A 14,218-nucleotide genomic window follows, 5' to 3' on the forward strand; every position below is an offset into this window, starting at 1 on the left:
GGCCGATGTGCCGGGCATGCTCGAACGACGAGGGTTGAGGCATGGAACGAGACGAGACGCGGCCACAGCCGCAGCACACGACGCCGGTGGGCGTCGGGCACGACGAGCCGCACACGAACACCCTGCCGGTCCGCCCGGTCGGCCTCGATGCGGGGGCTCCGGCGCAGCCGGTTCTGCCGACGACCCATGCTCCCGACGAGGCCATGGCGGCTTCCAGCACAGAGCCTCGCTGGGCGAACCTGCCTTACCACCGGCTCGCCCACGTCACACCGAGTTCCAGGCGGTGGTGGCGGCCGCTCGCCATGCTGCTCATGTTCGTCGTCACGACGCTCGTCGTCGCAGCCGTGGCCACGGGCCTTGCCTTCGCGGTCCACGCGATCTTCCCGGAACTGCGTCGACCCACCGAAGACCTCGGGGACTCACGCAATCCGGCTGACTTCTTCTACGGGTTCCTCTCCGTCGCGCTCTTCCTGCCGGTCGTGTGGGTGGCTGTCCGCGTCGGTTGTCGACGCGGCACGATCCACTCGGTGTTCGGCCATTACCGCTGGGAGTTCATGGCGCGCGCAGCCCGCGTCGTCGTGCCCGTCTCCGCAGTTGCCGTCCTCGCGCCGATCTTCCTCTTCGACGCGGACACCCTCACGACGACCACGCGGTCGACGACGCTGTGGATCCTCCTCTTCGCCGTCGTTCTCGTGCCGTTGCAGGCCGCCGCGGAGGAGTACGTCTTCCGCGGACTGCTCCCGCAGATGATCGGAACCTGGCTGCGTTCGCCGGTGTGGGGCGTGCTCGTGGCGGCGCCCCTGTTCACCCTGCTGCACGGGTACGACGCGGTCGGTCTCGTCGACATCGCCCTCTTCGCCGTGTGTACCGCCTACCTGGCGTGGAAGTCCGGCGGACTTGAGCTGCCGGTGCTGCTGCACGTGTCGAACAACCTGTTCATCGGGCTCATCACGCCGTTCGTCCCGGATGCCCTCGCGCAGGGTGAGACGGAGTTGTGGTCCGTCGTCTGGTCGGCCGTCACCACGCTCGTCCTCACCGTCTGGATGAGCCGCTTCGTCGACCGCGAGTACGGCCTGACGCGCTTCCAGCCCGTCGTCCGTCCCGCCCTGACGAGGGCCGTCTGACGCCGAGGCACGTCCCCAGCCGGTGACGTTTGCTGCGGTTGGTGACGGTGCAACGTCACCAAACGCAACGGCCGTAGCCAACGTCAAAGTTGGCTACGGCCGCTCGGCATGCGTGGCGGCGGAGCGTCAGCCCTTGAACGCGTCCACCGGGGGGATGACGTAGTACGAACCGGTCTCGGCGTTCGAGTACTTCGTCAGGGCGTCGCGCGGGTAGTCGCCGACGCCGGCCATCGACTCGAGCATGTCGTGCAGACGCTTCTGCTCGCACGCGAACCCGACGAACATCGTGCCGTGCGAGCTGACATCGCCGTAGGGCATGTTGCGGCGCACGATGTGGCCGAAGTCGTCCTGGTCGGTGCGCTCTGCGTGGCTCGTCTCCGGCTTGTCCTCGAGCTCGACGGAGTCGACCTTCGTACGGCCGATGACGCCCTCCTGCTCCTCGGTGGAGAGCGACTCCCAGGCCTTCTGCTTGTGCGGCCACTTCTGCAGCAGCAGCACGCTCGAGCCCTCGCCGGGCTTGCCGTCCGCGACGACGGCCTCGTCGTACTGCTCGATCGTCGTGGGGTTCTCGGTGCCGTCGACGAACCCCGTGAGGTCACGGTTCGTCTGGTAGACCCAGCCCTCCGTCTCGTCGACGACGCGGATACCCGGCACCACCTCGCGCGCGATGGCAAGCAGCTGACGCGTCGCGTCGAACACCTTGTCGCGCGCACCGCCGAACACCCAGAAGACGAGGTCGCGCTGCGTCGCGGGGATGACGTAACCGTCGGCTCCGACGACGTCATCGGCGAAGTCGTGCACGTTCTCGGGCGTGTGCTTCGGCGAGATCTCCTTCATGAGCGAGGGGCGCACACCGACGACGAAGTTGACGCCCACGTCGTCCTGCTCGGCCTCGAAGAGCGGCAGCAGCTGCGGGAGCGAGGTGAGCGAACCGGGCGCGACCTCGAACTCGATGTACTCGCTCGACGTCGCACCTTCGACGAAGATGCCGATCTGGGCCTGGGGCATGCTCAACAAACTCCTTGGGAAGGGGTGTTCCTGTCTGCCTCCAGGCTATCGACCCCCTAGCCCCGCGGCGCCAGGGGAATCGGTAGATTGGTGAACGTCCCGCGGGAGCCTTCGAGCTGAGAGACGCCAAGTGTGCGTCGACCGCCAGATCCACCGTCATCGGTGGGCACACCTGATCCGGGTAATGCCGGCGTAGGAAGGAGACGCGCGATGATCGCGCCCCGAAACACCCCTGCCCCCACACGACCTCGCGCCGAAGTCGACGAGATCGCAGCCGTGGTCGACGCCGTCCGCGTGGCCGCACCACTCACGCAGTGCCTGACGAACTCGGTCGTCACCGGTTTCACGGCGAACGTGCTCCTCGCGGTCGGAGCATCACCCGCCATGGTCGATTCGCTCGAGGAGGGTCCGATCTTCGCGGGCGTCGCCGACGGCCTGCTCATCAACGTCGGCACGGTCAATGCCATGACCGTCGACTCGATGCTCGCCACCGCTGCCGCGCGCGAGGATGCGGGCCGGACATGGTGTCTCGATCCGGTCGCCGTGGGTGCTCTCCCCGTCCGGACGGCGCTGGCCCGCGACCTGCTCGAACACCGCCCCAGCGTCGTGCGTGGCAACGCCTCCGAGGTGCTCGGCCTCGTCGGCGAGACGGGCGCGGGGCGCGGCGTGGACGCCGGCGACGACGTCGACTCCGCCCTCGACGTGGCGGCCGCACTGGCCGCTCGCACCGGGGGAGCGGTTGCCGTGAGCGGGGAGGTGGACGCCGTCGTCGCGACCGACACGCCTACCCTTCGCATCGCGAACGGCCACCCGATCATGACGAAGGTGACTGGCGTCGGGTGCGCCCTGGGAGCCATGGTCGCTGCGTACCTGCCCGTGGCCAGAACGCCGCACCTCGCGGCTGCAGCCGCCACCGCGGCCCTCACCGTCGCCGCCGATGACGCGGCGTACCGGGCCAGTGGCCCCGGCAGTTTCGCCGTCGAGTTGCTGGACGCCCTCGCCCGGGTCGACGCCGAGGCCGTCGCCGCGAACCTGGACCTGCGATGACGCCGCGGACCGCGACCACGACCACCACGTCGACCGCGACCTCGCAGGCGGCTCTGCCCGATCGGCGCTCCCTTCGGCCGCGCCTCTACCTCGTCACCGACACACACCTGTGTGGCGGCCCACGGGGCGTCGTCGAGACGGCACTCGCCGCCGCGAAGCACGGCGCGGACATCGTCCAACTGCGTGACCACGACGCCACGACACGCGAACTGGCCGCACTGGCAGTCGAACTGGTCGAGGCGCTCGAGCCGACCGGCGTACCGCTCGTCATCGACGACCGCCTCGACGTGGCGCTCGCGGCGGGTGCCGCGGGCGTGCACCTCGGGCAGAGCGATCTCGATCCCGTCGCCGCACGGCGAATCGCCGAGGCCCTCGGGCGCCACGACTTCCACATCGGATGGTCGGTCTCTCGCGCCGACGAGATCAGGGCGGCGGACGCGATGCCGCCCGGCACGCTCGACCTGCTCGGCATCGGCCCCTACCGGGCCACGCCGACCAAGCCGAACGCTCCGGAGCCGCTCGGCGCCGACGGCGTCGGCGCTCTGGTCTCAGTGGCCCGTGCGGGCGGTGTTCCGGCTGTCGTCATCGGTGGCGTCAAGCAGGCAGACGTCGGCGGCCTCGTCCGGGAAGGTGTGCGAGGTGTTGCTGTCGTCTCGGCGATCTGCGGCCAGCCCGATCCCGCCTCGGCCACCCGCGACCTCCGAGCTGCGCTCGACGAGGCGCTGGCTCGCGACGCGGGTGAGCCGGCATGACGACGCGCATCCCCAACGTGCTGTCGATCGCCGGCACCGACCCGAGTGGCGGGGCCGGCATCATGGCCGACCTCAAGACCTTCGGTGCCCTGGGCGCCTACGGCTGCGGCGTCGTCACGGCGGTCGTCGCGCAGAACACCCAGGGTGTGGAGGCCGTCGGTCTGCTGACGCCCGACCAGGTGCGTACCCAGATCGAGAACCTTCTCGCCGACGTGCGCATCGACGCGGTCAAGATCGGGATGCTCGGCTCCGCCGCCGTCATCGAGACCGTCGCCGACGCGCTCGAAGCACACCCCGAGGTGCCGTGGCGCGTGCTCGATCCCGTCATGGTCGCCTCGAGCGGGGACCGATTGCTCGACGAGGACGCCGTCGACGCGCTGCGCTCGCGCCTCGTGCCGATGGCGGACGTCATCACGCCGAACCTCGCCGAGGCCGCGGTCCTGCTCGATCTGCCCGAGCTCCCGCCGGAGCCGACCGAAGATCTCGCCGCACGGCTGGCGCAACTGGGGGCGGGCGTCATGCTCAAGGGCGGTCACGGGACGGGCGATTTGAGTGAGGACGTCCTCCTCGTCGGCGGCGACGTCACCCACCTGTCGGCGTCGCGCATCGCGACGCGGAACACCCACGGCACCGGCTGCACGCTGAGCGCCGCCATGGCCGCGTTGCGTCCCCAGCGTGACGGATGGGCGGAAGCGACCCGTGACGCCAAGGACTACCTGACGCAGGCCCTCGCCGCGAGCGAGCGTCTCGATGTCGGAGCCGGCACGGGGCACGGGCCCGTCCACCACTTCCACGCCTGGTGGTGAACGGGCGAACGCCCGACTCCGAGGAGGGAGCCGGGCGTTCGTGCCGTCACGGGACGTGTCACGTCATGCCGTGGTGACGCGCTCGTCGACGTCCTTGATGTGTCGCGCGATCCACGGCGTCAGGGCCATGAGAACGAGCGAGAATCCGGCCGTGATGAGGCCGAGGGTGAGGAAGAACGTCGTGTCGCCCATGCCCTCCATGAGGCGAATCGCCTGCGCGGCGGCGGACTGGCCGACCGCGGACGCGAGGAACCACAGCGCCATGCTCTGCGTCGTGAACGCCGCGGGTGCGAGCTTCGACGTCGCAGAGATGCCGACGGGCGACAGGCACAGCTCACCGATCGTCTGGATGACGAAGACGCTCGCCAACGCCCACATCGGCGCCGTCGGGCCGCTCGGCCACAGGTGCGAGTAGTAGGCGAGGAGGACGAACGACAGGCCGGCGAGGAGCACGCCGATGGAGAACTTCGCGCCGGTGCCCGGGAAGCGTCCGGCGCGCTTCATCCACAGCGCGGCCGTGACCGGCGCGAGCAGGACGATGAAGAGCGGGTTGACGCTCTGGAAGAACTCGGCGCTCACACCGATGCCGAACACCTCGCCGAGGTCGGTGCGATCGGCGGCGAAGGCCGCCATCTTGCTCGCGGCCTGCTCGAAGATCATCCAGAACAGCACCGCACCGATCCACAGGGGCACGTACGCCTGCAGGTGCGAACGCTCGCGCGCCGTCACCTTGGGGCTCTTGAACATCGTGACGAAGACGCCGAGCGCGGTGATGACCGATAGCGCCGTCACGCCGTTGATGATGGCGGTCGGGTTGTCCGCCGAGAAGGCGAAGCTGATGCCGAACACGGCGGCGATGACGACGGCCGAGCCGCCGACGAGGCGCACGACGCCGGGGATCTCCTCGCGCGTCAGCGGGTTCGTCGGGCGCGAACCGGCGCCGCGCAGCTTCTTGCGGAAGAGGAACATGCCGATGAGGCCGAGCGCCATGCCGATGGCCGCGGCGGAGAAGCCGGCGTGGTAACCCCATCGGTCCTTGAGGAAGGTGACGACGAAAGGCGAGAAGAAGGAGCCGATGTTGATCGACATGTAGAAGATCGAGAAGCCGGAGTCGCGTCGGCCGTCCTGGGGGTCGTACAGCTGACCGACAACCGACGACACGGACGCCTTCTGAAGGCCCGTTCCGAGCGCGACGACGGCGATGCCGAGCCACGAGAACGCCTCGGCGGGCACGGAGAGGAAGATGTGGCCCGCCATGATGACGATGCCGCCGAACAGGGTCGCCTTGAACGCTCCGATGACGCGGTCGGCGAGCCAGCCGCCGAGCACGCTGAGCAGGTACACGGAGGCGCCGTACGTCGCGACGATGGCGAGGGCGATCGACTGCTCGACGCCGAGGCCGCCGTTCGTGGCGGTGTCGTAGAGGTAGTACGCGAGGATCGCGCGCATGCCGTAGTAGCTGAAGCGCTCCCACAGCTCGGCGTTGAACAGCGTCCCGAGCCCGGCAGGATGTCCGAGGAATCCGCGGTCGGGCAGCGACGGCTCGGTGCGGCCGCCGGAGATGGCCTCCCGCGGTGCGGGATCGTCGAGGTCGACGTCGGTGACGTTCGCCGGTGAGTCACCGACCGGTGAGTCCTGGTGTGGTCGTGAGGAATCGACCATGAGGGGGTCGCCCTTCGGTAGGGGGACACCGTCGTCGGGGTGATGACGACGGCCGCACCTGGCAGGTGCGGCCGGCAATCATAGTCTTGCGATGCTCAGGCGGGTGCCGTCGGTTCCGCGTCCAGGTCGGCCACGGCGGCGCGGGCTTCCTCGATGGCCTCGAGCACCTCGGGCAGGTCGAGCAGCGAGTGGATCTCGGCGCTCGGCATGACGTCGGAGAGGTTGGCCACCCGGTCACGGTTGAGCCACACCGTGAGCCAGCCGCGCTCAGCAGCGAGTTCGAAGGCTGCGACGTTGTTGCTGATGAGCACGATGTGGTCGACGGGCTTGCCGGTCTCGGCGACCACGGACTCGATGCGATCGAGCGTCTCGATCCAGTTGAGGTGGTTCTCGGTGGTGTGGAGTTCGGGTGCGGCGTTGCTCGGAGCGTGCGGGCCGTCGACGCGGGCCTTGAACGGTGGGAGGAGGCACTCGTGCCCCTCGGGCATCGGGGCGTAGTCGATGAGGTTCACCGTGCCCGTCTCGCTGAGGCCCACCATCGTGGGCAGGACATCGGCAAAGAGTTCCGGCTCGCGCTCGTCGGAGCGTCCCCCAGCCCGAGCCCCCTGCTCGAGCAAACCGGTCAACATGAATCCCCGTCGATCCCACAGGGTTTCGTCGCCATCGAACCAGACAGAAATGGTCACCTGATCAGCGTGACAGATGGAGGCGTGATTCTCCTAGTCGAGCCGCGGAATCTGGCCCTCAGGGGTGAAGCGCTGCTCCCGCCCGAGGGGGTGTGTGCGCTCAGGTGGTGACGAGCATCCCGGCGAAGCCGAACATCATGACGCCGACGACGGTGTCGATGACCTGCCAGGTGCGTGCCTTGCGCACGAGCGGGGTGAGCGCGCGGGCGCCGTACCCGAGTGCCGCGAACCACAGGATGCTGGCCGCCACCGAGCCGGCGTAGAACCACCACCGTCCTTCGGGGCCACGCGAATTGGCGAGCGAGCCGATCATGACGACGGTGTCGAGGTAGACGTGCGGGTTGAGGAACGTCAGGCCGAGCACGTTGAGGACGGCGGTGCGCCGGCACACCGGCGGCGCGTCGGCCGGGCTGAGCGAGCTGGCCCGGCGGGCGCTGCGCAGGGCGTTGATACCGAACCAGATGAGGTAGGCGGCGCCGAACCACTTGAGCGCCTTGATCGCCGTCGGGTGCGCTTCGACGACGGCGCCCATGCCGAGCACGCCGGCCAGTTCGAGCGCGATGTCGCCGAGGGCGCAGACGACGACGATGAGGGTGACGTGCTGACGCAGCAGGCCCTGGCGCAGGACGAAGGCGTTCTGGGAGCCGATGGCGACGATGAGGCCGAGGCCCGTGAGGAAGCCGGTGAGCAGGTGCGTCATGGCTCGAGCGTAGGAATTGCGCCGTCTGTAGAACAGTTCTTGTTTCTACAGATACCTAAGCAGTGCTTCATCTACGGTGGGGCCATGCGCGTGCGCGACGACCACTTCAAGGCCCTTGTCGCCTGCGTCGACGAGGGCACCTTCGACGGCGCGGCCGCGGTGCTGCGCATCACGCCGTCGGCGGTGTCACAGCGGGTCAAGGCCCTCGAACAGGAACTCGGGCAGATCGTTCTCGTCCGGTCGGTGCCGGTGCGTCCGACGCCCGTGGGCGAGATCGTGCTGCGCACCGGCCGCCAGCGCGCGCTGCTCGACGCCGAGCTCGTCCGGGCGCTCGGGGGCGGCGGCAGCGAGCGCGGTGTCAGTGCCCCCGTCGTCGACCTGCCCGTCGCCGTCAACGCCGACTCGCTCGCCACGTGGTTCGTCGAGGTGCTCGAGACGGTCGGCGAATGGGGTGACGCTCGGCTGCGTGTCTTCGTCGAGGATCAGGACCACTCCGCCCAACTGTTGCGCGACGGTTCGGTCATCGGCGCCGTGACGGCGAGCGACGTGGCGGTGCAGGGGTGTTCGGTTCAAGAGCTGGGCGTCATGCGCTACGTCGCGCGGGTGCGGCGCTCGCAGTGGGAGGCGTGCGGGCGCTCACTGAAGCGAGTACCGACGGTGCGCTTCAACGATCGTGACGACCTGCAGCGCGGCGTGCTACGGCGCCGGGGGCTCGGCGAGCCTCCGTTGGAACACGTCGTGCCGTCGGCGGAGGGCTTCTCGGCCGCCGTCCGTGCGGGCCTCGGGTGGGGCATGATCCCCGAGGGTCTGGAAGGCCCCGCCGGGAGGGGCGGCGGGCGCGACGAGCTGATTCCGGTGCCCGGCGTCGAACCGCTCGACGTCCCCTTGTACTGGCAGTGCTGGCGCCTCGACGCTCCGTCGCTGGCGCGCCTCAGCGACGAGGTGACGTCCGCCGCCCACGCTCTGCGATGACCCGACCGCGCACGAAAAATCTCATTTACGACACTTCGGCGTGCCCTAATTGCCAAAAGCCCCGAAGCAAAGGTTAGGCTTACCTCATCGCGAACATTCTCCCGTGAGGAAGGGGAGCCGTCTGCTCTGAGTCGATGCGTTGCCAAGCACACGCGCCGAGGCCGCGTCCGGAGGTTGCCACCTCGAACCGGACGCGGCCTTCGCCTGTGTCAGCTCTCGCGACCGGCCAGCCAGCGCGTGATGCGCCCGGCGTCGCCTTCGATGACTCGCCCCGGCATAGCGGCGGCGCTGCGGCGCCAGCCCTCGCCGGCCCACAGGTGCGTCCACTGCGGGTCGCCGGTCTCCCCGGCCTTTTTGCGCAGCGGGGCGAGCAGGCGGTTCACCTCGGGGTAGGCGGCCGGCGTGACGGCGGTGATTCCGTCGAACATCGCCATGAACTCGTTGGCGAGACCCCGGGCGTAGCGACCGGAGAAGGCGCGCGTCAGGCCCGTCTCGGAGAAATCGTCGGAGGCGAGAGCCAAACGGTGCGTCAGCGACGAACCGGCTGACGAGGAGCGCAGGTAGGCGGTTCCGGCCTGGACGGCGACGGCGCCGGCATCGAGCGCGGCCTGCGTGTCGGCGGGCGTGGCGATGCCACCGGCTGCGAGCAGCGGTACGTCGACGGCGCCGCGCACGTCGTCGAAGAGCTGCGGCAGGGCGACGTCGCTCGGCTCGGCGTAGAGGTCGAACGTGCTCTGGTGGCCGCCGGCGTCGGGGCCCTGAACGATGAGGAAGTCCATGCCGCGCTCGACGGCGGCGCGGGCGTCCTCGGGGGAGGTGACCATCGCGCCGAGGCTCGTGCCGACGCCGCGCAGCGCCGTGACGTCCTCGGCCGACGGCAGGCCGAAGGTAAAGGTGACGACGTCGACGGGGTGGGTGACGAGCCAGTCGAGCTTGGCACCGTAATCGTCGTCGTCCCAGGAGGGTTCGCCGAGTTCGACGTCGAACTTCTTGGCGATGGGGCCGAGCTTCTCGCGCAACCCGGCGAGCGCCTCGGCGTCCGTGCTCTGCGGGCCGGGGATGAAGAGGTTGACGCCCGCAGCGACGCCGGCGTCCTGCACGTCGCGCACCTCGCGGGCCATCGTGTCGACGTCCTTGTTGCCCCCGGCGAGCACGCCCCAGCCACCGGCCTTCGAGGCGTCGATGACGAGTTCCGTGGTCGTGGGGCCGCCTGCCATGGGCGCTGCCACGACGGGCAGTTCAAGACTTTCGAACGAGAACATGCCCTCAGTGTCCCAGGTTGGTCAGCGCTTCGGCTTGTCGCCGCCGGAGGCGAGCACCTCGTGCACCCACTCGGGGGCGGTGGTGCCGCGCGCCTCGTGCGCGGCGATGACGCGGCGGGCGCGCTCGCGGCGCAGGCGACGCTTCGGGTCGCTCGCGGGCACGTGCTGGGCGGGGCCGAAGACGGAGACACCGATGTACTCGAGGCGCCAGCCCATGCGGTAGCCGATGCTCAAACCGGTGTTGTCCTTCATTCCATCTCCTCGTCGGGGCGCGGGTGCGCCGAACGGTCCTGCGGCGAGCCTAGCGCGACTTCCCTGAGCGTTTCTCGGGGTGCGTAGTCCCGTGAACGAGCTTCGTCACTCGGGGCGGGTCGTACTCGCCTCGGAGCCGTGACGATCACGCATACCCCACGCGAGCAACGGCAGCCCGAACGCCGTGACGACGGCGGCGAACAGCGGCAGCCTCGTGGCGGCCATCGTCAGGATGAGCACGCTGCCGATGTACGCACCGAGGCTGATGCCGATCTGGAACGCGACGACGTAGATCGGCGTGGCCGCGTCGTTGTGACCGGGTGTCGTGGCGAGCACGCGCGTCTGCATGGCAACGGGCAGCACGCCGAACGCTCCACCCCAGACCACGGCGGCGACGGCGCCCGTCGCGGTGCCGGGCAGGAACGTCAGGGCGAGCAGCGCAAGGATCATGCAGGTGAGCGCGATGGTCGTCACGCGGCGCGGGTGGGCGTCGAGGTGACGGCTCGCGAACGCCGTCGTGAGAGCGCCGGCCAGCCCGTAACAGAACAGTTCGACGGCGTACGCAGTGCCGGAGATGCCGCGCGCTTCGAGGATCGGGGCGATGAACGCCCAGGCCGCGTTGTGTGCCGTGACGATGAGGGCCGTCACGCCGCAGAGCGTGTAGAACGGCAAGCGCATCGACGCCGGGATGCGGAGCGAGAACGCGCCGCCGGAACGCGCTTCGAGCGGCGGCAGCTTGAGCTGGCTGGCCATCGCGACGAGCAACGCGATGACGGCGATGACGCCGCTCGCGAACCGCCACCCGACGTGCTCGCTCACGGCGGCGACGAACGGCGGACCGGCCACGACGCCGACGCTTGCACCGAGGAACGCGCCACCGACGGCTTTCGCCTCCGCGCCCTTGCGGGCCAGGCTCGCGGCAGCGACCGGCACGACGGCGAAGATGCCACCGTGTGCGATCGCGCCGATGAGTCGCGCGATCGTCACGACGAGGAGATTCGGGGCGATCGCCGAGAGAGCCATCGAGACGAACAGCGCGAGCAGTGACCCGACGATGACGAGCCGGCGCGAGAGGGCTCGTGTGGCCATGACGACGGGGATCGTCGCCACTCCGACGCCGATGGCGTACCAGGTGACGAGGCGCCCGACGGCGGATTCGGATTCGCCGAGGTCGCGCGTCATGTCGGGCATGGCGCCGACCGGGTACATCTCGGCGGTGAGGAAGACGAAAAGCCCCGCAGCGAGGAGGAAGAGCCGCGTCGTGCGCAGCCGGTCGTCCTCGCCGGCCCCCGGTGCGTTGGGGGAGGCGCCGTCGCTCGGCGCGGCGGCGGAGGGCTGCGTCATCAGCCAAGCACGCGCACGAGCACGAACACCGCGAAGACGACGAAGAGCAGCAACGTGACGACCATGCAGCCCATGGTCGCGAGGGTGCCGTTGGCGGCCTTGGGCACAGCGTTGGCCGGGTCGCTCGGGTCGACCGACAGCGGCAGCCGCTGGCCGTCGCGCCCGTTCGTGCTCATGCCGCCGGTCTTCGTCTCCAGGACGTGACGCCCACCGTCGGGGGCCGTGTAACGAATGCGTGCGAGGGAGTTCTTGCGACCGTCCTCGCCGGTGGCGAGTTGGACGACGCCGTCGACGACCGGCCAGCTGCGGCGGCGCACAGCACCCACGATGCCCTTGAGCAGGGCGGCTGCGAGCGCGAGGCCGAAGACGAGTATGACGACGGCGGCAGCAACGGGCACGAATCCACTCTTCACCCGACGAGCGTAACGAGCACCGCGCAATCGGGCTGTCACGGGGCGTGGGCGCAGCGGTCGGCGAGCAGCACGCAAACCCCGTAGGGGTGTCACACGCGTCGCACAGGAACCCCATAGCAACGCGGCGTTGAGTCAGGGCCATGAACACCACACAGAACACCTCGTCCCAGGCCGCCACCTCCCGCTTCGGCTCGCTCAGGAACCTCGGCCGCGGCATCGTCGTCAGCTCCGCGGTTGCCCTCATGGGCGTCTCGACGATGAGCGCCGCCGACGCCTCGGCAGCCGGTGTGGCCACCGGCATCCGGTACGCCGGCAACGCCGCCGAGGTCGTGAAGCCCGCCCCGACGAACCTGGCCGTCGAGTCGAACGCCCGCTACGCCGTGCGCGACGGCAAGCTCGTGCGCCTGTAGACCCACCTCGAAGACTCCTGCGGCCGGCCGTCCACGCAGATCGTGACGCCGAGCTGGGCGCCTCACGCCGCGCGACGTTCGTGGTGTTCGGCGCGCCATCCGCGCCCAGCGGGCCGGTTGCAGGCTCACGTGACCTGCGCGCTCATCTCCTCGCGCGGTTCACCCGGTGCCGCGAGCTCCCGACACTCGCGGGCGCCGGCGCGAAACCCGCCACGAACCGTCCTCGTGGCGGGTTTCGTGCGCTCTGGGTCGGACGTCCGATGCGTCATCGGTCACACCCGGCGAGAAATGTTGCTGGAAGTCTTTCCAGAAGGTGAAGTCTCCGCTAATAATTGCTCTTAGCCCCCGGCTACCTGATGACCCCAGAGCACCAGGCAGTCGGGGGATCCAACGTTTCTGGGGTCTTTGCCCGCTGACGCCGCTCCCGCACCCCGCGCGGCAGCGAGCGCGACACGAGCGAAATCCCCGGCCTGCCGCCGGAGACACCGAGGGAGCAACCGCTAAGGTGAGCGCGTGATCGAGCTCGCCGTCCCGGTGTCCCGCGACGGTGCGTCCCTTCCGTTCTACCGCCGCCTCAACGTGCTCTGGCCGCTCACGCGCGTCATCATGCTCGCGCTGTGCGCCCTCTACTCGGGCATGCGTGGCGACCTGCGCTACTACTACGCGCAGGCGGGTCGCTCCGACGTCATGTCGTCGATGGCCGAGTACCCCTTCCCTGTGGCGCTGTGGATCATGGCCGCCGCGCGCACCCTGCCGTACGCGGGCTTCGTCGCGCTCTTCGTCGTCACCGCCATCGCGTGTGACGCCGTGGCGACGCGGCTGTTCGACCGTCACTTCGGGCGCGAGGCCGCGCTGCGGTGGACGTTGTTCGTCGGGCTCCTCGGACCGTTGCTCTACATGCGCTTCGACCTGTACGCCGCGTTCGCGCTCGTCCTGCTGCTCGTCTTCAACGACGGCGCGGCTCATTCGCGCAGCCGCTCGGTGCTCTCCGGGCTCGCGGTCGCGATGGGCTCGGCCGTCAAGCTGTGGCCGGCCGTCTTCGGCCTCGGCCTGCTCGGCCCCACGCGCCGCCGCGTCACGCACATGGTCGCCGCGATGGCGGGTGGCATCGCCTGGGTCGGGACGACGGCGCTGTTGGCCGGGCCGCAGCGCGTCACGTCACCGTTGTCCTGGCAGGGTCAGCGCGGCTTCGAGGTGGAGTCGCTGTGGGGTGCCTGGCTCGGTTTCGCGCGGATCTTCGGTTCCACGCCCGTCTCGCTGGAGAAGCGTCAGGGCTCGTGGGAGTACACGGGCGAACTCGCGAACTCCCTTATGTGGATGGTGAAGCCGACGCAGTACGTCGGCTACGTCCTCGCGCTGTCGCTGCTCGCCCTCGGCTGGCGGGCCGGGCGTGACGAGCGCGTCACCACCCTCGCGCTGACGATGACGTGCGTCATCTCGGTGCTCATCCTGTCGAGTCCGGTGCTGAGCCCGCAGTACCTCATCTGGCTCATTCCGGCGCTCGTGCTCGTCGACGACGCCCGCCTGCGCCTGCTCGGCGCGGTGACGCTCGTGCTGACGCAGCTGGAGTTTCCGTTCCTGTTCGATGGGATCTTCTCCGATCACACGCTGTTCGCGCTGACGACGCGCGTCGTCATCCTCGTGCGCAACATGCTGCTCGTGTGGTTGACGGTGCGGGCCGTCATGCTCCTCGTGCAGCGCGCTCGAGTTGCTCGACGTCCAGCTTCTGCATCGAGTACATCGCCTGCGACACCCGCGTGACGACCTGCGGGTCCGGGTC

Annotated in this window: 15 protein-coding genes; 7 read left to right on the forward strand and 8 right to left on the reverse strand. The window is 69.6% G+C overall.

All coding sequences use genetic code 11. The features are described 5' to 3' along the window. Positions 1 to 41 precede the first annotated feature (41 nt). Positions 42 to 1,124, forward strand: coding sequence for a CPBP family intramembrane glutamic endopeptidase (locus K9D12_RS04795; protein WP_129665931.1), 1,083 nt, complete (start codon positions 42 to 44; stop codon positions 1,122 to 1,124). 126 nt (positions 1,125 to 1,250) lie between these two features. Here K9D12_RS04795 and K9D12_RS04800 read toward each other — a convergent pair whose 3' ends face one another. Beyond that, positions 1,251 to 2,132, reverse strand: a complete 882-nt coding sequence (locus K9D12_RS04800; RefSeq protein WP_129665933.1) for a Dyp-type peroxidase — start codon at positions 2,130 to 2,132, stop codon at positions 1,251 to 1,253. 210 nt (positions 2,133 to 2,342) lie between these two features. On the opposite strand from K9D12_RS04800, the gene thiM reads away from it, so the two are divergent. The 3 genes from thiM to thiD are packed head-to-tail and all read left to right on the forward strand — an operon-like array spanning position 2,343 to position 4,737. Further along, positions 2,343 to 3,179 carry a hydroxyethylthiazole kinase gene (thiM, locus tag K9D12_RS04805; protein ID WP_129665935.1) on the forward strand — a complete coding sequence of 279 codons (837 nt, stop codon included), beginning with the start codon at positions 2,343 to 2,345 and terminating at the stop codon, positions 3,177 to 3,179. Then, positions 3,176 to 3,931, forward strand: coding sequence for a thiamine phosphate synthase (thiE, locus tag K9D12_RS04810; RefSeq protein WP_129665937.1), 756 nt, complete (start codon positions 3,176 to 3,178; stop codon positions 3,929 to 3,931). The genes thiM and thiE overlap by 4 nt, the downstream gene beginning before the upstream one ends. After that, complete coding sequence (thiD, locus tag K9D12_RS04815) at positions 3,928 to 4,737, forward strand: bifunctional hydroxymethylpyrimidine kinase/phosphomethylpyrimidine kinase (RefSeq protein ID WP_129665939.1); 810 nt, start codon at positions 3,928 to 3,930, stop codon at positions 4,735 to 4,737. The genes thiE and thiD overlap by 4 nt, the downstream gene beginning before the upstream one ends. A gap of 63 nt (positions 4,738 to 4,800) precedes the next feature. On the opposite strand, the gene K9D12_RS04820 is transcribed toward thiD, so the two are convergent. The 3 genes from K9D12_RS04820 to K9D12_RS04830 all read right to left on the reverse strand — a co-directional run bounded on the left by K9D12_RS04820 (position 4,801) and on the right by K9D12_RS04830 (position 7,785). Further along, positions 4,801 to 6,399, reverse strand: a complete 1,599-nt coding sequence (locus tag K9D12_RS04820) for a peptide MFS transporter (RefSeq protein ID WP_129665941.1) — start codon at positions 6,397 to 6,399, stop codon at positions 4,801 to 4,803. Positions 6,400 to 6,494: 95 nt separating this feature from the next. Further along, entirely contained in the window at positions 6,495 to 7,085 is a 591-nt protein-coding gene (locus tag K9D12_RS04825) for a hypothetical protein (RefSeq protein ID WP_129665943.1), read from the reverse strand. Positions 7,086 to 7,185: 100 nt separating this feature from the next. Then, positions 7,186 to 7,785 carry a LysE/ArgO family amino acid transporter gene (locus K9D12_RS04830; RefSeq protein ID WP_129665945.1) on the reverse strand — a complete coding sequence of 200 codons (600 nt, stop codon included), beginning with the start codon at positions 7,783 to 7,785 and terminating at the stop codon, positions 7,186 to 7,188. An 84-nt stretch (positions 7,786 to 7,869) separates the two neighbouring features. Here K9D12_RS04830 and K9D12_RS04835 point away from each other — a divergent pair, with 84 nt between their 5' ends. Further along, positions 7,870 to 8,757, forward strand: coding sequence for an ArgP/LysG family DNA-binding transcriptional regulator (locus K9D12_RS04835; protein WP_129665947.1), 888 nt, complete (start codon positions 7,870 to 7,872; stop codon positions 8,755 to 8,757). 209 nt (positions 8,758 to 8,966) lie between these two features. On the opposite strand, the gene K9D12_RS04840 is transcribed toward K9D12_RS04835, so the two are convergent. From K9D12_RS04840 to K9D12_RS04855, 4 genes are all read right to left on the reverse strand, one after another. Beyond that, a complete protein-coding gene (locus K9D12_RS04840; RefSeq protein ID WP_129665949.1) occupies positions 8,967 to 10,019 on the reverse strand; it encodes a nitronate monooxygenase in 1,053 nt (350 codons plus the stop codon). Between the two features lie 21 nt (positions 10,020 to 10,040). Further along, complete coding sequence (locus K9D12_RS04845; RefSeq protein ID WP_047310965.1) at positions 10,041 to 10,271, reverse strand: hypothetical protein; 231 nt, start codon at positions 10,269 to 10,271, stop codon at positions 10,041 to 10,043. A 105-nt stretch (positions 10,272 to 10,376) separates the two neighbouring features. Then, on the reverse strand, positions 10,377 to 11,615 hold the full coding sequence (locus K9D12_RS04850; protein ID WP_223059614.1) for an MFS transporter: 1,239 nt from the start codon (positions 11,613 to 11,615) through the stop codon (positions 10,377 to 10,379). Further along, a complete protein-coding gene (locus K9D12_RS04855; RefSeq protein WP_165357951.1) occupies positions 11,615 to 12,028 on the reverse strand; it encodes a DUF3592 domain-containing protein in 414 nt (137 codons plus the stop codon). The genes K9D12_RS04850 and K9D12_RS04855 overlap by 1 nt, the downstream gene beginning before the upstream one ends. A 140-nt stretch (positions 12,029 to 12,168) precedes the next feature. On the opposite strand from K9D12_RS04855, the gene K9D12_RS04860 reads away from it, so the two are divergent. Continuing rightward, the gene (locus K9D12_RS04860) at positions 12,169 to 12,438 is read left to right on the forward strand and encodes a hypothetical protein (protein WP_223059615.1); all 270 of its coding nucleotides are present in this window, start codon (positions 12,169 to 12,171) and stop codon (positions 12,436 to 12,438) included. Positions 12,439 to 12,951: 513 nt separating this feature from the next. After that, positions 12,952 to 14,199: a glycosyltransferase family 87 protein gene (locus K9D12_RS04865; protein WP_223059616.1), complete on the forward strand. Its 1,248-nt coding sequence runs from the start codon at positions 12,952 to 12,954 to the stop codon at positions 14,197 to 14,199. Positions 14,200 to 14,218: the final 19 nt, after the last annotated feature.

Source organism: Dermacoccus sp. Tok2021, from assembly GCF_019895135.1.
Taxonomy (GTDB): domain Bacteria; phylum Actinomycetota; class Actinomycetes; order Actinomycetales; family Dermatophilaceae; genus Dermacoccus; species Dermacoccus abyssi.

Coding starts and splice junctions, on each gene's coding strand:
- K9D12_RS04820 (WP_129665941.1), bottom strand. CDS start 6,399: ATGGTCGATTCCTCACGACCACACCAGGACTCACCGGTCGGTGACTCA.
- K9D12_RS04800 (WP_129665933.1), bottom strand. CDS start 2,132: ATGCCCCAGGCCCAGATCGGCATCTTCGTCGAAGGTGCGACGTCGAGC.
- thiM (WP_129665935.1), top strand. CDS start 2,343: ATGATCGCGCCCCGAAACACCCCTGCCCCCACACGACCTCGCGCCGAA.
- K9D12_RS04845 (WP_047310965.1), bottom strand. CDS start 10,271: ATGAAGGACAACACCGGTTTGAGCATCGGCTACCGCATGGGCTGGCGC.
- K9D12_RS04840 (WP_129665949.1), bottom strand. CDS start 10,019: ATGTTCTCGTTCGAAAGTCTTGAACTGCCCGTCGTGGCAGCGCCCATG.
- K9D12_RS04850 (WP_223059614.1), bottom strand. CDS start 11,615: ATGACGCAGCCCTCCGCCGCCGCGCCGAGCGACGGCGCCTCCCCCAAC.
- K9D12_RS04830 (WP_129665945.1), bottom strand. CDS start 7,785: ATGACGCACCTGCTCACCGGCTTCCTCACGGGCCTCGGCCTCATCGTC.
- K9D12_RS04835 (WP_129665947.1), top strand. CDS start 7,870: ATGCGCGTGCGCGACGACCACTTCAAGGCCCTTGTCGCCTGCGTCGAC.
- K9D12_RS04860 (WP_223059615.1), top strand. CDS start 12,169: ATGAACACCACACAGAACACCTCGTCCCAGGCCGCCACCTCCCGCTTC.
- K9D12_RS04795 (WP_129665931.1), top strand. CDS start 42: ATGGAACGAGACGAGACGCGGCCACAGCCGCAGCACACGACGCCGGTG.
- thiD (WP_129665939.1), top strand. CDS start 3,928: ATGACGACGCGCATCCCCAACGTGCTGTCGATCGCCGGCACCGACCCG.
- thiE (WP_129665937.1), top strand. CDS start 3,176: ATGACGCCGCGGACCGCGACCACGACCACCACGTCGACCGCGACCTCG.